Raw genomic sequence first — 17199 nt, 5'->3', positions numbered from 1 at the left:
AGGTTCTGGCTGCAAAGGGCGTGGATGCCCGGGACAAGCCCGGCCATGACGCAGAGCGGAGAGTAGTTTCGCAATGGAAGGATTTATGAAAGGCAAGCGCGGTCTGGTCATGGGCATCGCCAATGATCATTCGATCGCCTGGGGTATGGCGAAGACGCTGCATGCCCACGGCGCCGAGCTCGCTTTTACCTTCCAGGGCGAGGCCCTCGGCAAGCGCGTCAAGCCGCTGGCTGAATCGCTTGGCGTGGATCTGGTGCTGCCTTGCGACGTCGAGGACATTTCCAGCGTCGATGCCACCTTCGCTGCGTTACGCGAAAAATGGGGCAAGCTCGACTTCATCATCCATGCGATCGGCTTTGCCGACAAGAACGAGCTCAAGGGCCGCTACGCCGACACCAGCCGCGAGAATTTTTCGCGCACCATGGTGATCTCCTGCTTTTCGTTCACGGAAGTCGCAAAGCGCGCCGCCGAGCTGATGACCGAAGGCGGCAGCATGATCACGCTGACGTTCGGCGCCTCGGAGCGCGCGATGCCGAACTACAACGTGATGGGCGTAGCCAAGGCGGCACTGGAAGCCTCCGTGCGCTATCTTGCCGCTGATTTCGGCCCGCGCGGCATCCGCGTCAACGCGATCTCCGCAGGCCCCATCCGCACACTCGCCGGCTCCGGCATCGGCGAGGCACGGGCGATGTTCGCCTTCATGCAGAAGCACGCGCCGCTCCGCCGCGGCGTCACGCTGGACGACCTCGGCGGCTCGGCGCTGTATCTGTTGTCGGATCTCTCCGGCGGCGTGACCGGCGAGATCCATTATGTGGATTCCGGCTACAACGTCATCCTGATGCCGAGGCCGGATGATCTGAAGGTGTCGGAATAGGATGCCTTCGTAGCGTGGGCAAAGCGAAGCGTGCCCACCTCTTCCTCACTGTCGTCGAGAGACGGTGGGCACGGACGAATCTCCCATCTATCCCGCCGCGATCTTCTCCGCGCGCTGGAACGCCGGCCGCGCCATGCAGCGGGCGAGAATCGAAGGCCGGGCGCGACGGCACCATCTTGAACAGGCGCACCGCGAAATTCAGGCCCGAGCCGACCGTGACGTCGGCAGCGGAAAATTCCTCGCCGAGGATCCACGGACCCTTGGCGAGCGCGGCTTCCAGTACGTCGAAGACCTGCGTCGCGCTGCCCCAGGCCGCGGTCGAGGTCGGGATCTCGATCTTGGTGAAGATCTGGATGATGGCGGGCTCGATGCAGCTAGGGCAAAAGAACAGCCATTGCAGATAGCGCGCGCGGCGCGGATCGGTCACGGCGGGCGCGAGCTTGGTCTCGGGATAGCGATCGGCAATGTAAGCGCAGATCGCCGCGGCTTCGCCGAGCGCAGCATAGCCGTCGGTCAGCGCCGGCACCTTTCCCATCGGGTTGATCTTGAGAAAGTCCGGCGCCTTCTGCGCGCCGGTCGAGATGTCGGTCAGCACGCGCTCATAGGGCAGGCCGCTCTCCTCCATCAGCCAGAGCGTCGTGAACGAGCGTGAGCGAGGCGACCAGTAGAGCTTGATCATGGGGCATTTCGTTCGTTCTTCCACCGGTAATACTTCATCACGAAACCGTTCGACGGTTCGGTCTCTTCCTTTTCGAACACGAAACCTTCGCGTTCGTACCAGCGCCAGGCCTTTTCGTTCTCGCGGACGCAGCGCAGGCAGATTTCGTCGGGCAGCTGCGTGCGCGTGAAGGCGAGCAGCTGCCGGCCGAGCGATTGGCCCTGATAGGCGGGCGCAACGAAGAGCATGTCGAGATCGAGCTTGGGCAGATGCAGCGCCAGCATGGCAGCGATGGTGCCCTTATCGTCGGCGACGAACAGGCTCCAGCCGTTCTCGATCTCGCGCCTGATGCGCGCACGCAAATTGGCGAGGAGGAAGCCGCTCGCTTCGGCAAGCCCGGTCGAGACCCAGCTCTCCATCCAGACACGGCCGATCTCGTCATACTCCTCTGGGCAGGCGGGGCGGATGATCGGATGCGACATACGCCGCTCAAACCCGCTGGCTGCGCACGGATTGCCGCGCGCGCACCTTGCCGGCCGACAGGCACACCACCTCGGAAATCTGCAGCAGCTGCCGCGCCAACGGGCTGGTCTTGCGCCAGACCATGCCGATGATACGCGAGGGCTCGGGGTCGCGGAAGCGCGCCAGCGAGACCGAGGCCGATCGCGTCTCCACCGGCACCGCCATCTCCGGGATCAAGGTGACGCCGATACCGGCGCTGACCATCTGCACCAGCGTCGAGAGTGAATTCGCATCCAGCATCTCGCGCGGAGGCGCCGATTGCATGTTGCAGAACGAGAGCGCCTGGTCGCGGAAGCAGTGCCCCTCCTCGAGCAGCAGAAGCCGCATCTCGCGCATCATCTCGCGCGACGGCACCGGTGTGCCTTCATCCGCACCCGGCCGCACCAGCAGAAATTTCTCCTCGAACAGCGCGACCTCGGTGAGCGAGGGCTCCGACACTGGCAGTGCCACGATGGCGGTGTCGAGCCGGCCTTCCACCAGTTCCTGGATCAGCCGCGGCGTCATGGTCTCGCGCACGCGGATGTCGAGCTCCGGATGCATGCGCGTGAGATTCTTGGTGATCTTGGGCAGCAGGTAAGGGGCGATGGTCGGGATCATGCCGATGCGCAGGCGGCCGGCGAAGCGGTCCTGGGACGCCCGCGCGAAATCGCCGAGCTCGTCGACCGAGCGCAGGATGTCGCGGACCCGCTGAGCGAGCTCCTCGCCGAAACGGGTCAGCGCCACTTGCCGTGCGCTGCGCTCCAGCAGCAGGCCGCCGAGCGTCTCCTCCAGTTCCTTGATTTGCATCGACAGAGCCGGCTGCGAGATCGAGCAGGCCTCGGCCGCGCGGCCGAAATGGCCGTGACGGGCCAGCGCATCGAAATAGCGGAGCTGGCGCAGCGTCAGATTCATCATCAGAAAATCCTATCGCAGCGATCATTAAAGTCAACTTCACCTGATAGGACCTGGCGCTTAGAGTGGCTCTACCTGGTCAAATGGCGCCGTCGGACGCCACCAGAGGAGGTAATCATGGATGACACTTCGAAGTGCCCGTTTTCGGGCGGAAAACCCACGCGCGTGAACCGCGACTGGTGGCCAACCCAGCTCAGCATCGAGATGCTGCACAAGAATTCCGACCTGTCCGACCCGATGGGCAAGGAATTCGACTACGCCAAGGAATTCAAATCGCTCGACCTGAACGCGGTCATCAAGGACCTGACCGCTCTGATGACGGATTCGCAGGAATGGTGGCCCGCCGACTTCGGTCATTATGGCGGCCTCATGATCCGCATGGCCTGGCACAGCGCGGGCACCTACCGCATCACCGATGGTCGCGGCGGCGCCGGCGCCGGTCAGCAGCGCTTCGCGCCGCTCAACAGCTGGCCCGACAACGCCAACCTCGACAAGGCGCGCCGTTTGCTTTGGCCGATCAAGCAGAAATATGGCCGCAAGATCTCCTGGGCCGATCTGATGGTGCTGGCCGGCAACGTCGCGCTGGAATCGATGGGCTTCAAGACCTTTGGCTTTGCGGGCGGCCGCGCCGACGTCTGGGAGCCGGAAGAGCTCTATTGGGGCCCCGAAGGCACCTGGCTCGGCGATGAACGCTATAGCGGTGAGCGCCAGCTCGCCGAGCCGCTCGGCGCGGTGCAGATGGGCCTGATCTACGTCAATCCGGAAGGCCCGAACGGCAAGCCGGATCCGATCGCCGCGGCCAAGGATATCCGCGAGACCTTCTTCCGCATGGCGATGAACGACGAGGAAACCGTCGCGCTGATCGCCGGTGGCCACACCTTCGGCAAGACCCATGGCGCGGGCGATCCCTCGCTGGTCGGCCCGGAGCCGGAAGCGGGCGCGCTCGAGGATCAGGGCCTCGGCTGGAAGAGCAAGCACGCGTCGGGCATCGCCGGCGATGCCATCACCAGCGGCCTCGAGGTGACCTGGACGCAGACCCCGACGAAGTGGAGCAACAACTTCTTCGAGAACCTGTTCAAGTACGAATGGGAGCTGACCAAGAGCCCGGGCGGTGCGAACCAGTGGGTGGCCAAGGGCGCCGAGGCGATCATTCCCGACCCCTTCGACAAATCGAAGAAGCATCGGCCGACGATGCTGACGACGGACCTCTCGCTGCGCTTTGATCCAGCCTATGAGAAGATCTCGCGTCGTTTCCTCGAGAACCCGGATCAGTTCGCGGACGCCTTCGCCCGCGCCTGGTTCAAGCTGACCCACCGCGACATGGGACCGATCCAGCGCTATCTCGGCCCGCTGGTGCCGAAGGAGACGCTGATCTGGCAGGATCCGATTCCGGCCGTGAACCACGAGCTGGTCAGCGAGCAGGATATCGCCTCGCTGAAGACGAAGATCCTCGCTTCGGGACTCTCGGTGCCGGAGCTGGTCTCGACCGCCTGGGCGTCGGCCTCGACGTTCCGCGGCTCGGACAAGCGCGGCGGCGCCAATGGCGCGCGCATCCGGCTTGCCCCGCAGAAGGACTGGGAGGTGAATCAGCCGGCTCAGCTCTCGAAGGTGCTCGGCAAACTCGAAGCCATCCAGAAGGAGTTCAACGCATCGTCAGGTGCGAAGAAGGTCTCGCTCGCGGACCTGATCGTGCTCGGCGGCACCGCCGCGGTCGAGAAGGCCGCCAAGGATGCCGGCGTCGACGTGAAGGTCGGCTTCACGCCGGGCCGCATGGATGCCTCGCAGGAGCAGACGGATGCGGCCTCGTTCGCACCGCTGGAGCCGCGCGCCGATGGCTTCCGCAACTATGTCGGCAAGAAGCATCAGTTCCTGCAGCAGGAAGAAGCCCTCGTCGATCGCGCGCAGCTCTTGAGGCTCACCGGCCCCGAGATGACGGTGCTGGTCGGCGGCCTGCGTGTGCTCGGCGCCAACGCGAACGGTTCGAAGCACGGCGTGCTCACCGCGAAGGTGGGAACGCTGAGCAACGACTTCTTCGTCAACCTGCTCGACATGAGCACGCAGTGGACGCCCGTCGCCGACGGCAGCTACGAGGGACGCGACCGCAAGACCAATGCGGTGAAGTGGACCGGCACGCGCGTCGATCTGATCTTCGGCGCACACTCCCAGCTCCGCGCCTTCGCCGAGGTCTATGCGACCTCGGACTCCAAGGAGAAGTTCGTCAAGGACTTCGCCAAGGCCTGGACCAAGGTGATGAACCTCGACCGGTACGACATCGCGGCGTGAGGCCGATTCACCTCTCCCCGCTGGGGAGAGGTGAAGATCAGCGCGCTGCCCGATCGAAGCCACAAACAAAAAGGGCGGCCTTTCGGCCGCCCTTCGTTTTTCCGGACCGTAGCGAGATTTACTCGCCCGCCGCTTCGCGCGGGGCCTTCTCGCCCTCTGCGGCCTTCTCCTTGGCCTCGAGGTCTTCGCCGGTGGTCTGGTCGACCACCTTCATCGACAGGCGGGTCTTGCCGCGGTCGTCGAAGCCGAGCAGCTTGACCTTGACCTTGTCGCCTTCCTTGACGACGTCGGAGGTCTTCTGCACGCGATTGGCCGCGAGCTGGCTGATGTGGACGAGGCCGTCCTTGGAGCCGAAGAAGTTCACGAAGGCGCCGAACTCCATCACCTTGACGACGGTGCCGTCGTAGATCTGGCCGACTTCCGGCTCGGACGCGATCGACTTGATCCACTTGATCGCGGCCTTCATCGCCTCGCCGTCGCTGGAGGCGACCTTCACGGTGCCGTCGTCCTCGATGTTGACCTTGGCGCCGGTCTTCTCGACGATCTCACGGATCACCTTGCCGCCGGTGCCGATCACTTCGCGGATCTTGTCGGTCGGGATCTTGAAGCTCTCGATGCGCGGCGCGTATTCGCCGAGCTCGGCGCGGGCCGCGTTCAGGGCCTTGGCCATCTCGCCGAGGATGTGGATGCGGCCTTCCTTGGCCTGGCCAAGGGCGACGCGCATGATCTCTTCGGTGATGCCCTCGATCTTGATGTCCATCTGGAGCGAGGTGATGCCCTGTTCGGTGCCGGCCACCTTGAAGTCCATGTCGCCGAGATGATCCTCGTCACCAAGGATGTCCGAGAGAACCGCGAAGCGCTTGTCTTCGAGGATCAGGCCCATCGCAATGCCCGCGGTCGGCCGCTTCAACGGCACGCCCGCATCCATCAGCGCCAGCGAGGCGCCGCAGACCGAGGCCATCGAGGAGGAGCCGTTGGACTCGGTGATCTCCGAGACCACGCGCACCGTGTAGGGGAATTCATGGTGCGGCGGCAGCACCGGATGGATCGCGCGCCAGGCCAGCTTGCCGTGGCCGATCTCGCGGCGCTTGGTGCCGCCGAGGCGGCCGGTCTCGCCGACCGAATAGGGCGGGAAGTTGTAGTGCAGCAGGAACGTCTCCTTGTACGTCCCCGACAGCGCGTCGATATACTGCTCATCCTCGCCGGTGCCGAGCGTGGTCACGACCATCGCCTGGGTCTCGCCGCGGGTGAACAGCGCCGAGCCATGGGCGCGGGGCAGCACGCCGACCTCGGCGATGATGTTGCGCACGGTCTTGACGTCGCGGCCGTCGATGCGCTTGCCGGTGTCGAGGATATTCCAGCGAACGATCTTGGCTTCCAGCTCCTTGAACACGCCGGCGACACGGAGCTTGTCGTATTTCGGCTCCTGGCCCTCCGGGAAGTAGTGGGCCATCACCTTTTCCTTGGCGACGCCGACGGCGGCATAACGCTCCTGCTTGATCGGGATCGCATAGGCGGCGCGCAGCTCCTGCTCGATCAGGCCGAGCATTTCCTTCTCGAGCGCCGAATTGTCGATCGCGGTGACTTCGCGCGGCTCCTTCGCGGCCTTCTCGGCGAGCTCGATGATGGCGTTGATGACCGGCTGGAAGTGGCGGTGACCGAACATCACGGCGCCGAGCATCACGTCTTCGTTGAGCTCCTTGGCCTCCGATTCGACCATCAGCACGGCGTCGGCGGTGCCGGCGACGACGAGGTCGAGCTGGGTGTCGACCATCTCGTCGAGCGTCGGGTTGAGGACGAATTCGTCATTGGCGAAGCCGACACGGGCCGCGCCGATCGGCCCCTTGAAGGGCACGCCGGACAGCGTCAGGGCGGCGGAGGCCGCAACCATCGCCACGACATCAGGATCGTTCTCCATGTCGTGCGACAGCACGGTGACGATCACCTGGGTCTCGTTGCGCCAGCCGTCGACGAACAGCGGGCGGATCGGACGGTCGATCAGGCGAGAGACCAGCGTCTCCTTCTCGGTCGGACGGCCCTCGCGCTTGAAATAGCCGCCGGGAATGCGTCCCGCAGCGTAGGCCTTCTCCTGGTAGTCGACGGTCAGCGGCAGGAAGTCGACGCCTTCGCGCGGCGCCTTGGCCGCAACGACGGTGGCGAGGACCACGGTCTCGCCATAGGTGGCGACGACGGCGCCGTCGGCCTGGCGGGCGATCTTGCCGGTTTCGAGCTTGAGTGGGCGTCCGCCCCAGTCGATCTCGACTGAATGCTTATTGAACATGGAGGTCTTCTTTCATGGGTTCTCGAAAGAAGGGACGGCTCTCGAAAAACAAAAACCATGCGCAAGATTGCGGGGCGCTGATCGGAGCGGATTATCAGCGTCCTGCGATCCTGCCATGGTCTTTGGATGTCGGATGGCGTCCATCCTTTCGGTCATACGGGCGCCTTGCCCGTTGTGCCCAGCCGCCGGATTGCTGCTGGACTGTCAGTCGGCACGAACGCGAACACCGAATCGCGGTCTTCGCTCTTCATGCCCGGATGCGAATCCTCAACGACTCGCATCCGACGCGCACGCAGCCTCGATCAAAAACCTTTAAGGAAGCGCTTTCGTTCGAAACCACGCGCAAAAACGCGCGCCGGTGGCGCGCGCAGGAACCGTTAACGACGAATGTTGTGCTTCTCGAGCAGCGCCTTGTACCGTGCCTCGTCCTTCTTCTTCAGGTAATCGAGGAGCGAGCGGCGGGTCGAGACCAGCTTCAAGAGGCCGCGACGCGAATGGTTGTCCTTCACGTGGGTCTTGAAATGGTTGGTGAGGTTGTTGATGCGTTCCGACAGGATCGCGACCTGAACCTCGGGCGAGCCGGTGTCGCCGGCCTTGGTGGCATTCGTCTTGATGACTTCCGCTTTGCGTTCTGCGGCAATCGACATCGTCAATTTCTCTCGTTGCGACCGGGGCTGGCAGTCAGGCCGGTCAGGTTGAACACACGCTTGGGGATGATTTCGCCATTGCCGACTTCGGCAAGCGCCAAAAGACGGCCTGCCACCGTGACATAGACTGTGCCGCTACAAGTGGGCGCATCCCGTCCGCGCAACAAAACGGCCTGGCCCCGATGGAGCCTTGCCGCATCAGCCCGAGTGACGGCCAGTGCCGGGATGTCGTCCAGCGCGGTCTCAACGGGCAAAAGCGCGTCGGCGAGGCTGCCCTCGCCGGACGCGGCTCTATGGCACAAAGCCTCCAACTGATCCAGCGGAATCATGTCGTTCTCGCCAAATGGACCGACCAGGGTCCGCCTGAGCGCGCAGATATGGCCATAGGTGCCGAGAAGCCGGCCCATGTCGCGGGCCAGCGCCCGGACATAGGTGCCCTTGCCGCATTCGGCCTCGAACACGGCCCGGTCGTTATCCGGTTGATCTACAAGGGTTAAATGGTGAATCTCGACCGGGCGGGGCGCCAGTTCCACGACTTCGCCGTCGCGGGCGAGGTCATAGGCGCGCTCGCCCTGGACCTTGATCGCGGAATAGCGCGGTGGGATCTGCTCGATCACCCCGGTGAAGCGGGGCAGGAGGGCCAGGATCGCCTCCCGCGTCGGGCGCTGGTCGGAGGTCGCGGTCACCCGGCCCTCGATATCGTCGGTGTCGCGCTCCTCGCCCCAGCATACCGTGAACTGATAGCGCTTGCGGCCGTCCATGACGAAGGGAACGGTCTTGGTGGCCTCACCGAGCGCGATCGGCAGCCCGCCGGAGGCGAGCGGATCGAGAGTGCCGGCGTGCCCGGCCCGCTTGGCGTTGAACAGGCGCTTGAGCACGGCGACCGCCTGTGTCGAGGTCATGCCGATCGGCTTGTCGAGCACGACCCAGCCATGGACGTCGCGCCGGTCGCGGCGAACCTGGTTGCCCTTCTGCTTGGCACGCGGATCGTTGTTGACGCGGCGCGGCTCCTGATGCGGCCGGGCATCGCTCTCCAGATCCGCAAGATTATTTTTCTGCACGTCGCGCTGATCGGCATCATTGCCGCCGATCGTGCCGTGAGCCGGGTTCATCGTCATTGCTCTTCTTCCCGATCCGAAGCCGGATCCTGTTCCAGGTCCTTCTGCACCGCAGGTGTTCGCAAAAGCTTCTCGATCCGTTCCGCCTCGTCGAATCGCTCATCGACGCGGAAGCGAATGTCAGGTGCAAATTTCAGGTTAACGCGCCGCGCGACTTCGCCGCGCAGGAATTTCTTGTTGCGCTCGAGCGCAGCGATCACGACCTCGGTGTCGCGGCCACCGAGCGGCATCACGTAGACCGTCGCGAGCTTCAGGTCGGGCGACATCCGTACCTCCGGCACGGTGATGATGTGACCTTCGAGATCCGCATCATGCACATTGCCTTGCGCCAGAATATCGGCCATCGCGTGGCGAACCTGCTCGCCGACGCGCAACTGACGCTGCGAGCCGCCGGGCGCGGAACTCTTCTTCTGATGATGCCGTGGCATTTGTCGAAAATCACCTCGTCATGCCCGTGCCTGGGACACGGGCATTGTCATTTGTCCCGTTGAAACGAAGTGGGGTGGATGGCCGGAAAAATCCGGCCATCGCACTCCCGCAATCTCAGTTCAAAAAAATCCGAACGCTTCGGTAAGATTTGGACTTACAGGGAGCGCTGGATCGTCTCCACGCGATAGCACTCGATGACATCGCCTGCGCGCATGTCGTGGTAGTTCTCGAAGGCCATGCCGCATTCCTGACCGGACTGGACTTCCTTCACTTCGTCCTTGAAGCGTTTCAGCGTCGACAGCTTGCCTTCATGCACGACGACGTTGTCGCGGATCAGGCGCACATTGGCGCCGCGTTCCACGGTGCCGTCGGTGACGCGGCAGCCGGCGACCTTGCCGACCTTGGAGATGTTGAAGATCTCCAGGATCTCGGCATTGCCCAGCATGGTTTCGCGCAAGGTCGGCGCGAGCAGACCGCTCATCGCCTTCTTCACGTCGTCCACGAGGTCGTAGATGATGTTGTAGTAGCGGATCTCGATGCCGTTGCGCTTGGCGGCCGCAGCGGCTTCCTTGTTGGCACGAACCGAGAAGCCGATGATCGCGGCGTTGAAGCCTTCAGCCAGCGTCACGTCGGATTCCGAGATGCCGCCGACGCCGGCATGCAGGATGCGGGCGGCGACTTCGTCGGTGCCGAGCTTCTCCAGCGAGCCGAGGATCGCTTCCAGCGAGCCCTGCACGTCGGCCTTAACGATCAGCGGGAATTCCTTGCGGCCCGCCGTCTTCAATTGCGACATCATCTGCTCGAGCGAGCCGCGCATGCCGGAGATCGAGGCTGCCGCGTTCTCGCGCTTCTGGTGCGCGCGGTAGCTGGTGACCTGACGGGCGCGGGCTTCGTTCTCGACCACCGCGAGCCGATCGCCGGCCTCCGGCGGACCGTTGAAGCCGAGCACTTCGACCGGCACCGAGGGACCGGCCTCCTGCACCGTCTCGCCCTGATCGGAGATCAGCGCGCGGACGCGGCCCATTTCGGCACCAGCGACGATGATGTCGCCGACACGGAGCGTGCCGCGCTGCACCAGCACGGTGGCGACCGGACCGCGGCCGCGATCGAGCTTGGCCTCGATCACGGTGCCTTCGGCCGGACGCTGCGAGTTGGTCTTCAGGTCGAGGATTTCGGCCTGCAGCGCGATCATCTCGAGCAGCTTGTCGAGATTGGTCTTGTTCTTGGCGGACACCTCGACGTCGACGACCTCGCCGCCGAAGGACTCCACCTGCACCTCGTGCTGGAGCAGTTCGGTGCGCACGCGCTCGGGCTTGGCGTCGGGCTTGTCGATCTTGTTGATGGCAACGATGATCGGCACCTTTGCCGCCTTGGCGTGGTTGATGGCTTCGACCGTCTGCGGCATGACGCCGTCATCGGCCGCGACCACCAGCACGACGATGTCGGTGACCTTGGCGCCGCGAGCGCGCATCGCGGTGAACGCGGCGTGGCCGGGCGTGTCGATGAAGGTGATCTTCTTGCCGCTTTCGGGCGACACCACCTGATAGGCGCCGATGTGCTGGGTGATGCCGCCGGCCTCGCCGGAGACCACGTTGGCATGGCGGAGCGCGTCGAGCAGCGAGGTCTTGCCGTGGTCGACGTGGCCCATCACGGTCACCACAGGCGAACGCGTCTCGGTATCGGTGGAATCGTCGACGGTGTCGAACAGGCCTTCCTCGACGTCCGATGCGGCGACGCGCTTGACGGTGTGGCCCAGTTCTTCGGCGATCAGCTGGGCGGTGTCGGCGTCGATCACGTCGGTGATCTTGTGCATCGCGCCCTGCTTCATCAGCAGGCGGATGACGTCGACCGCGCGCTCGGACATGCGGTTGGCGAGTTCCTGGATGGTGATCGCTTCCGGGATCGTCACCTCGCGGACCAGCTTCTCCTTCGGCTCGTTCGAGGCGTGGCCCTTCAGGCGCTGGGTGCGGCGGCGGAACGAGGCGATCGAGCGCTCGCGCACGTCATCGGCATTGAGCGCCGTGACGACGGTGAGGCGGCCGCGTTCCTTCTGAGGGCCGGGCTTGTGTGTGGTCTTCGGGGCTGCCGCGGGACGCATCGCGCCGCCGGGGCCGCGACGAACCTGGCGCGGAGCCTCGTCTTCGTCCGGCTCGGCCGCAACAGCGGGGCCGCGACCGGGGCCACCCGGACGCTGCGCGGTCGTCGTTGCAGGCCGCGCCGGCGTTGTTCCCGGGCGTGCCGTCGTGGTGCCGGGCCGCGGCGCAGGCGCGGCCGGTGCCGCGGTTGTGGGACGCGCGGCGGCCGGCTGCTCGCCTTCCCCAAAGCGCTTCTTGGCCTCGGTCTCGGCCTTCCGCTTGGCTTCGTCCTCATGGCGATGCCGCTCTTCCTCGGCCTTGCGACGGGCTTCGGCGGCTTCGCGCTCGGCGCGTTCGGCGGCCTCGCGGGCGGCGCGACGCTGGGCCTCTTCCTCGGCCTGGCGGCGTTCCTCGATCTCGCGCAGCTTGGCATCGGCCAGTGCGCTGGCGCGGGCGGAACGCTCGTCCTCGGTCAGGGTGCGCAGCACCACGCCGGAACCGGCGTTGCGGGGCGGGGCGGGCGGAGCCGGACGCGACGGAGCGGCGGGTGCGGCCGGCGCGGGCTTTGCAGTCACCTCGGGCGCGTGCGGCTCGGGGCCGTCGCCAATGCGGCGCTTGCCGCGCTTCTCGACCACGACCTGCTTGCTGCGGCCATGGCTGAAGCTCTGGCGCACGGTGCCCGTTTCGACGCGCGGCTTGAGCGATAGCGTCTTGCTCGGAACGCTCAGCTTCTTGTCGCCAGGGGTCTTGGTATCAACCATTCAGCAGTCCTAATCCTGATTTGTCAGTGTTGTGCGTTGCCGCACCGTCCTATCGGGTCGTCTTGTCTCTCAGAAATCCTGGCCGGGCTTGTCGGCAGTCTTGTCATCGTCCGCCATCCGGTATCGGACCAGCATCTGGCTACGTGACAGGAATGACTTGCTCGCCGGGCCCGCGAGCAGGGCAGCATGTATCACATTTGACCGGGTCAGTGCCAAATCCAATTCTAATGATTTCAGTGCGGTGACGACGGGAATCTGCGGCTTGGCGCCGCGATTTCCGGCATTTTGACGCGCCAGCATGTCCAATTTGCGGATTCCGTCCGCGGCCCCGTCGCTGGCATGGATCAGGACCTCGACCGTTCCTTCCCGAAGGGCGCTCTCGACCTTGCCGAAGCCGGCCACGACCTGGCCCGCCTTGGCGGCGATCCCAAGGGCTTCCGTCACGCTCCGAACCAGGAGCGCCTCGATGTCAGTGGGAAGCGTCTGAGGGACGCGCAGATCGCGCTTGAAGGCCTTGCTGAATTGGTGACGCCGCACGGCTTCCGCAACCACCTTGCGTGAGGCGGTGACCCACATGCCGCGTCCGGGCAGCTTGCGCTTGAGATCGGGAACTACGTGCCCGTCCGGCGAGACGACGAAGCGGATCAGCTCGTCGATCGGCCGGACCTCGCGACTGACCGCGCACATGCGCATGGTCGCGGACCTTTCGGTCCGCGGCCCATGGTCGAGTTCGCTGTCAGTGCTGGCGAGCATCCGGGCGACATCCTCCTTGGCCTTCTAGATCGCGTGATCTTTACGCAAAGCCGGTCTCCACTTTTGCTGAACACGCCTTAGGCCGGCTTAGGCCGGCTGGTCTTCGGTCGCCTCGGTCTCTTCGGCCAGCTTGGCGAGATCGCCCTCGGTGATCCAGCCGGCCTTGACACGGGCCTGCATGATCATCGCTTCGGCATCGTCACGCGAGATGTCGATGCCGTCGAGCGCGCCGGCGTGCTTGGTCGGCTCGCCGCCTTCCTTGCGCTCGGTCCAGCCGACCAGATCGTCGGTAGCGCAGCCGGCGAGGTCGTCGACGGTCTTGATGTCGTTCTCGCCGAACTTCACCAGCATCTTCGAGGTCACGCCGGGCACGTCCTTGAGGGCGTCCTCGACGCCAAGCTCCTTGCGCCTGGCCTCGAGCTCGGCTTCCTGCTGCTCCAGATATTCGCGAGCGCGATTCTGCAGCTCCTGCGCGGTCTCCTCGTCGAAGCCTTCGATGCCGGCGAGTTCCTTGACGTCCACCATCGCGAGTTCCTCGACCGAGGTGAAGCCTTCGGACGCCAGCAACTGGCCGACCACCTCGTCGACATTGAGCGATTCCATGAAGACGCGGGTGGAGTTCTCGAAGTCGGCCTGGCGGCGCTCCGATTCCTCCTGCTCGGTCAGGATGTCGATGTCCCAGCCGGTGAGCTGCGAGGCCAGACGCACGTTCTGGCCGCGACGGCCGATCGCCAGTGAGAGCTGGTTGTTGGTGTCGGGCACGACGACCTCGATGCGCTCGCGGTCTTCGTCGATGACGACCTTGGACACTTCCGCCGGCGCCAGCGCGTTGACGACGAAGGTCGCGATGTCGGGCGACCAGGGAATGATGTCGATCTTCTCGCCCTGCAGCTCGTTCACCACGGCCTGCACGCGCGAGCCGCGCATGCCGACGCATGCGCCGACCGGATCGACCGAGGAATCGCGGGAGATCACGCCGATCTTCGCGCGCGAGCCGGGATCGCGGGCCACCGCCTTGATCTCGACGATGCCGTCATAGATCTCCGGCACTTCCTGCGCGAACAGCTTCGCCATGAACTGCGGATGGGTGCGGGAGAGGAAGATCTGCGGACCTCGCGTCTCGCGGCGGACGTCGAAGATGTAGGCGCGGACGCGGTCGCCGTTGCGGAACACTTCGCGCGGCAGCATCTCGTCGCGGCGGATGATGGCTTCGCCACGGCCGAGATCGACGATCACGCTGCCATATTCGACGCGCTTGACGACGCCGTTGACGATGTCTCCGATGCGGTCCTTGAATTCCTGGTACTGCCGGTCACGCTCGGCCTCACGCACCTTCTGCACGATCACCTGCTTGGCCGATTGCGCGGCGATGCGGCCATATTCCAGCGGCGGCAGGGTGTCGGCGATGGTGTCGCCGACCTGGGCGCCGGGATTGGCGCGCTGCGCGTCGACCAGCGAGATCTGGTTGGCATGGTTCTCGACCTTGTCGACCACCAGCATGTGGCGCGACAGCCGCAGCTCGCCCTTCTTCGGGTCGATCTCGGCATGAACGTCAGTCTCGCTGCCGTAGCGTGCCCTGGCGGCCTTGGCGATGGCGTCCTCCATCGCCGCGATGACGATGCCGCGGTCGATCGATTTCTCGCGAGCGACGGCATCCGCGATCTGAAGCAATTCAAGTCGGTTGGCGCTGACTGCCATGGCTAGTCTCCTTGGTCAGGCTCGGTCTCGCCGCGCCGCGCGCGTTCGGCGGCAAGGCGATGTTTCTTCGTGTTGGTGGGGGCCGGCTTCTTCTTCGGCTTGGTGTTCTTGGTGGTCTTCTCGCTGATCTTGGCGTGTGGCGCCTGCGGCGGCTCGAGACCGAGATTGCGGCGCATCTCGCGCGCCTCGGCCTTGCCGCGACGCATGGATTCGGCGATCAGCTCGTCGGTCAGCACGAGGCGTGCCTCGCCGATATCCTCCATGGTCAGGAGAACGTCGGCATCGTCGCCCGCCTTGACGTCGTCGCGATGCAGATGCACGCGGTTGCCTTCGACCGCGCCGAGCGTGCCGCGGAAACGCTTGCGCCCCTCATGCGCGACCGCCATCTCGATCTTCACCAGATGTCCGGAATAGCGCTCGAAATCGGAGCGGCGCACCAGAGGACGGTCGATGCCCGGCGAGGAGATCTCGAGGCGATAGGCGCGATCGATGGGATCGGCGACGTCGAGCACGGGCGACAAGGCCCGCGAGATCGCCTCGCAATCCTCGATCTGCATCGAGCCGTCCGGCCGCTCGGCCATGATCTGCACGGTGCAGCCTGCCTCTCCGGAAATGCGGATTCGAACCAGGCGGTAGCCCATGCCCTGGAGCACGGGCGTCGCCACCGCCGACACCCGTGCCGCGACGCCGGGCTCGACCACGAGCCGCGGCTCGGCCAACAATTCGGCATCCGTGGAACCAGGGGTCGGTTCGGTCATGTCCAGGGTCAGGGCGCTCGATGGTTAAGGCTTGGTTACGACGTCAAAGCCCGTTTCGGAACTTTCCCGACGACGCGTCGGGCCGCATCTTCCGCCAAGCCGCGTTCAGGTAATAAAAAAGAGCGGGTCCTTGCGGGCCCACTCTCACTACGCGGATCGTATGAGAAGATGAATTGGCGCTGATATAGCGCTTTCCCAGCTCCCGGACAAGGCCCATTGCAGCCGGAACGGGCCTTTTTGCGCCGATCCGCGGATCCCGCGCAACGCTTCCTTCATCAAGCAGGCCTAGATTGCCGGATTGTGGGGCGGCTTGAACCAAGGGCGCACCCGCGGCGTGCCCCGTTCGAGTTGCGTATTCATGGCCGTTGCCACGTCGCTCATTCCTGGACTGGACGATATCGTCAAACGCGGCGATCCGCGGCGACGCGGCGAGATCGCGCGTGCCATCGCCCAGCTGTTCTTCCAGGGCGCGGAGAAGCTCCGCCCCGAGTTGATCGATCTCTTCGACAATCTCCTCATCGATCTCGTCCCGCATGCCGAACTCGCCTCGCGCATCGATCTGGCCGAGCGCTTCTCGCGCCTGAACAACGCGCCGCCGCACCTCGTCAATCAGCTCGCGCGCGAAAACGAGATCATGGTGGCCGGTCCCGTGCTGCGCCGCTCGCCCGTGCTCGACGACGTCGCTCTGGTCGAGATCGCGCGCTTGAAAGGGCAGGGCCATCTCCTGGCGATGACAGAGCGCCCCGCTCTGTCTGCCGTCGTCACCGACGTGCTCGTCGAGCGCGGCGATCGCGACGTGGTGCGGCGCGCCGCAGCCAATGCCGGTGCGGTGTTCTCGCCAAGCAGCTATTCCGAGCTGATCAAGCGCGCGGCGCAGGACGGCGTGCTGACGCTCAAGATCGGCCAGCGCAATGATCTCTCAGGCGAGAACCTGAAGCGGCTGCTCGACGGCACGCTCGACGTCATCCGCCGCCGCCTCTCCACCGTGGTCAATCCCGCGCGCCAGGCCGAGATCAAGCGCGCCATGTCGGCGATGGAGGAAGCTGCTCGGCCGCCGGGGCCGCGGCGCGATTTCTCCGCGGCACAGCGCACCGTGCTGACCCTGCATCGCGAGGGCCATCTCGGCGAGAGCGCATTGCTCGGCTTCGCCAAGGCGAACAAATCCGAGGAATCGATCGCCGCGCTGTCGGCGATGTCCGGCGTTCGCCTCCAGGTCCTCGACCGCCTGATCGGGGGCGACCGCTACGATCCGCTTCTGATCCTTGGCCGCGTGCTGAACCTGGGCTGGCCCACGGTGCGCGCGCTGATCCTGCTCTGGTACGGATCGAACCGTACGCCCGCCGATGCCGACATCGAGGCCGCACGCCTGAACTTCACGCGCCTTATGCCGACGACCGCCGAACGGGTCGTGAATTTCTGGCGCAACCGGCAGACGATTTGATCGAGGTTCA

General features: G+C 65.0%; 13 protein-coding genes and 1 pseudogene. 3 read left to right on the top strand and 11 right to left on the bottom strand.

Annotated features, from left to right (window positions below; translation table 11 throughout):
* Positions 1 to 73 precede the first annotated feature (73 nt).
* Positions 74 to 874 (top strand): enoyl-ACP reductase FabI, encoded by an 801-nt coding sequence (fabI, locus tag EAV90_RS01235; protein ID WP_129142355.1) that lies wholly within the window; start codon positions 74 to 76, stop codon positions 872 to 874.
* 87 nt (positions 875 to 961) lie between these two features.
* Here the strand turns inward: fabI and EAV90_RS01230 are convergent.
* The 3 genes and pseudogenes from EAV90_RS01230 to EAV90_RS01220 form a co-directional block, all read right to left on the bottom strand.
* A pseudogene (locus tag EAV90_RS01230) lies at positions 962 to 1553 on the bottom strand (glutathione S-transferase family protein).
* On the bottom strand, positions 1550 to 2014 hold the full coding sequence (locus tag EAV90_RS01225; RefSeq protein ID WP_129142354.1) for a GNAT family N-acetyltransferase: 465 nt from the start codon (positions 2012 to 2014) through the stop codon (positions 1550 to 1552). Before EAV90_RS01225 ends, EAV90_RS01230 begins: the two are co-directional and overlap by 4 nt.
* Before the next feature lie 7 nt (positions 2015 to 2021).
* The gene (locus tag EAV90_RS01220) at positions 2022 to 2948 is read right to left on the bottom strand and encodes a hydrogen peroxide-inducible genes activator (RefSeq protein ID WP_129142353.1); all 927 of its coding nucleotides are present in this window, start codon (positions 2946 to 2948) and stop codon (positions 2022 to 2024) included.
* A 114-nt stretch (positions 2949 to 3062) separates the two neighbouring features.
* Between EAV90_RS01220 and katG the strand changes: the two genes are divergently transcribed.
* Entirely contained in the window at positions 3063 to 5228 is a 2166-nt protein-coding gene (gene katG, locus EAV90_RS01215; RefSeq protein ID WP_162500042.1) for a catalase/peroxidase HPI, read from the top strand.
* Positions 5229 to 5346: 118 nt separating this feature from the next.
* Here the strand turns inward: katG and pnp are convergent, their stop codons facing one another.
* The 8 genes from pnp to rimP form a co-directional block, all read right to left on the bottom strand.
* Positions 5347 to 7509, bottom strand: coding sequence for a polyribonucleotide nucleotidyltransferase (gene pnp / locus EAV90_RS01210; RefSeq protein ID WP_129142352.1), 2163 nt, complete (start codon positions 7507 to 7509; stop codon positions 5347 to 5349).
* Positions 7510 to 7886: 377 nt separating this feature from the next.
* Positions 7887 to 8156 carry a 30S ribosomal protein S15 gene (gene rpsO, locus EAV90_RS01205; RefSeq protein ID WP_008540131.1) on the bottom strand — a complete coding sequence of 90 codons (270 nt, stop codon included), beginning with the start codon at positions 8154 to 8156 and terminating at the stop codon, positions 7887 to 7889.
* Between the two features lie 2 nt (positions 8157 to 8158).
* Positions 8159 to 9274 (bottom strand): tRNA pseudouridine(55) synthase TruB, encoded by a 1116-nt coding sequence (gene truB, locus EAV90_RS01200; RefSeq protein ID WP_164936720.1) that lies wholly within the window; start codon positions 9272 to 9274, stop codon positions 8159 to 8161.
* Positions 9271 to 9702, bottom strand: coding sequence for a 30S ribosome-binding factor RbfA (gene rbfA / locus EAV90_RS01195; protein WP_122400141.1), 432 nt, complete (start codon positions 9700 to 9702; stop codon positions 9271 to 9273). The genes truB and rbfA overlap by 4 nt, the downstream gene beginning before the upstream one ends.
* Before the next feature lie 155 nt (positions 9703 to 9857).
* Positions 9858 to 12539, bottom strand: a complete 2682-nt coding sequence (gene infB, locus EAV90_RS01190) for a translation initiation factor IF-2 (protein WP_122400140.1) — start codon at positions 12537 to 12539, stop codon at positions 9858 to 9860.
* 69 nt (positions 12540 to 12608) lie between these two features.
* Positions 12609 to 13292, bottom strand: coding sequence for an RNA-binding protein (locus EAV90_RS01185; RefSeq protein WP_129142351.1), 684 nt, complete (start codon positions 13290 to 13292; stop codon positions 12609 to 12611).
* An 87-nt stretch (positions 13293 to 13379) separates the two neighbouring features.
* Positions 13380 to 14990 carry a transcription termination factor NusA gene (gene nusA, locus EAV90_RS01180; RefSeq protein ID WP_129142350.1) on the bottom strand — a complete coding sequence of 537 codons (1611 nt, stop codon included), beginning with the start codon at positions 14988 to 14990 and terminating at the stop codon, positions 13380 to 13382.
* 2 nt (positions 14991 to 14992) lie between these two features.
* Positions 14993 to 15748 (bottom strand): ribosome maturation factor RimP, encoded by a 756-nt coding sequence (gene rimP, locus EAV90_RS01175; RefSeq protein ID WP_129142349.1) that lies wholly within the window; start codon positions 15746 to 15748, stop codon positions 14993 to 14995.
* Positions 15749 to 16106: 358 nt separating this feature from the next.
* On the opposite strand from rimP, the gene EAV90_RS01170 reads away from it, so the two are divergent.
* Positions 16107 to 17189: a DUF2336 domain-containing protein gene (locus EAV90_RS01170; protein ID WP_129142348.1), complete on the top strand. Its 1083-nt coding sequence runs from the start codon at positions 16107 to 16109 to the stop codon at positions 17187 to 17189.
* Positions 17190 to 17199: the final 10 nt, after the last annotated feature.

The sequence above is a fragment of the Bradyrhizobium vignae genome (genome assembly GCF_004114425.1).
Taxonomy (GTDB): domain Bacteria; phylum Pseudomonadota; class Alphaproteobacteria; order Rhizobiales; family Xanthobacteraceae; genus Bradyrhizobium; species Bradyrhizobium vignae.
This window is presented reverse-complemented; position numbering and strand designations above follow the sequence as displayed.

Excerpts from the sequence above, each read along its gene's own strand:
- katG (WP_162500042.1), top strand. The coding sequence starts at position 3,063 with ATGGATGACACTTCGAAGTGCCCGTTTTCGGGCGGAAAACCCACGCGC.
- fabI (WP_129142355.1), top strand. The coding sequence starts at position 74 with ATGGAAGGATTTATGAAAGGCAAGCGCGGTCTGGTCATGGGCATCGCC.
- nusA (WP_129142350.1), bottom strand. The coding sequence starts at position 14,990 with ATGGCAGTCAGCGCCAACCGACTTGAATTGCTTCAGATCGCGGATGCC.
- rbfA (WP_122400141.1), bottom strand. The coding sequence starts at position 9,702 with ATGCCACGGCATCATCAGAAGAAGAGTTCCGCGCCCGGCGGCTCGCAG.
- pnp (WP_129142352.1), bottom strand. The coding sequence starts at position 7,509 with ATGTTCAATAAGCATTCAGTCGAGATCGACTGGGGCGGACGCCCACTC.
- EAV90_RS01170 (WP_129142348.1), top strand. The coding sequence starts at position 16,107 with ATGGCCGTTGCCACGTCGCTCATTCCTGGACTGGACGATATCGTCAAA.
- rpsO (WP_008540131.1), bottom strand. The coding sequence starts at position 8,156 with ATGTCGATTGCCGCAGAACGCAAAGCGGAAGTCATCAAGACGAATGCC.
- EAV90_RS01220 (WP_129142353.1), bottom strand. The coding sequence starts at position 2,948 with ATGATGAATCTGACGCTGCGCCAGCTCCGCTATTTCGATGCGCTGGCC.
- infB (WP_122400140.1), bottom strand. The coding sequence starts at position 12,539 with ATGGTTGATACCAAGACCCCTGGCGACAAGAAGCTGAGCGTTCCGAGC.
- EAV90_RS01185 (WP_129142351.1), bottom strand. The coding sequence starts at position 13,292 with ATGCTCGCCAGCACTGACAGCGAACTCGACCATGGGCCGCGGACCGAA.
- EAV90_RS01225 (WP_129142354.1), bottom strand. The coding sequence starts at position 2,014 with ATGTCGCATCCGATCATCCGCCCCGCCTGCCCAGAGGAGTATGACGAG.
- truB (WP_164936720.1), bottom strand. The coding sequence starts at position 9,274 with ATGACGATGAACCCGGCTCACGGCACGATCGGCGGCAATGATGCCGAT.
- rimP (WP_129142349.1), bottom strand. The coding sequence starts at position 15,748 with ATGACCGAACCGACCCCTGGTTCCACGGATGCCGAATTGTTGGCCGAG.